Raw genomic sequence first — 1,025 nt, forward strand, 5'->3', positions numbered from 1 at the left:
TCACACCGTCCTTGTCGGTGTAGACGTCGGTCTTGAGCGAGTAGCTCACCGCAACGCGATCGCCGGAGCCGATGCAGCCGAACACACCGGGGTTCGCGGCGTCCTGGACGTAGCCGGTCAGCTCCACGATCTCGCTTTCCACCTTGCCGGTGGCCTTGTTCTTGAAGGTGTTGCGCGCATAGACGCTGAGCTTCACCGTCGCACCGCCGTTTGCGTGCTCGAACAGCTTCGGTGCGCGAGCTGCGTTGCCGACGATGGTGCCGTTGTTGAAGGGGTTGGACATGTTGGTTCTCCTTACGTGAGTGGGTGTGATTTGCCGTGCAATTTGGGTACTTAAGCAGCTGCTTTGCTGCTGCGGGGCGGTTGCGCTGTCGTTACAACACTGCCCAGGGCAGCGGTGTGCCTGCCGCCTCTAGGTCGCGCAGTTCTTGTGCTGCGCCCGGATCGGCGTCCTCGCCGTCGATGCCGTCGGCGAGCTGGTAGAGCAGTTCCAGGTCGGTGTGGGTGATGTCGCGCATCACGTGCCTCCTTGTTCGGATTGGTGGTCAATCCGTCTGTTGGAGACAGCTCTGCTGTCTAAAGGTCACTCCCCTGCCTCGTTGCGGTGTCTGTCGTCGCAAGCCAAGGCCCCGCGAGAAAAAGAAACCCCGTTGCATTGCTACAACGGGGTGTGTGGTGCTACTCGGCAAACAAGATCGTGCGGGTCTTCTCAGCGCCCTCGCGGACAAGCTCGACCATCCGCTCGCCCTGGCCGATATCGGTCAGCTTCGCCACCAGCGACGGGAAGTTCTCGTCTGGCCCGATCTCGGTGGCTCGCTGCGCAGCCACGCCAGCTAGCCCCGGCTGGCCTGTGGCGTGAGCGAGCACGGCAACAGTGGCGGTGAGCTGCGAGCGCATGCCTGGCCAGCTGGTCGGGACAGCGCGCATAACCTTCTCTATGAACGCAAGGCCCGCCTGCGGGTCATCGAGCAGTGCGGCAAGCAGCGTGTCCCGCAAGCGCGGCGTGGTGAAGCATTTCAGCGCCG

3 protein-coding genes are annotated in these 1,025 nt (G+C 63.1%); all 3 read right to left on the reverse strand.

Annotated features, from left to right (window positions below; translation table 11 throughout):
* The coding region (locus HMPREF2656_RS05150) for a single-stranded DNA-binding protein (RefSeq protein ID WP_070816029.1) at window positions 1-283 on the reverse strand (283 nt) is incomplete at its 3' end.
* Between the two features lie 91 nt (window positions 284-374).
* Window positions 375-518: a hypothetical protein gene (locus tag HMPREF2656_RS13060; protein ID WP_016456431.1), complete on the reverse strand. Its 144-nt coding sequence runs from the start codon at window positions 516-518 to the stop codon at window positions 375-377.
* Window positions 519-678: 160 nt separating this feature from the next.
* Window positions 679-1,025, reverse strand: a 347-nt coding sequence (locus tag HMPREF2656_RS05155; protein WP_141761021.1) for a DUF4192 family protein, incomplete at its 5' end; no start/stop codon positions are given.

This window comes from Corynebacterium sp. HMSC034B08, from assembly GCF_001835805.1.
Taxonomy (GTDB): Bacteria; Actinomycetota; Actinomycetes; order Mycobacteriales; family Mycobacteriaceae; genus Corynebacterium; species Corynebacterium coyleae.

Coding starts and splice junctions, on each gene's coding strand:
- HMPREF2656_RS13060 (WP_016456431.1), bottom strand. CDS start 518: ATGCGCGACATCACCCACACCGACCTGGAACTGCTCTACCAGCTCGCC.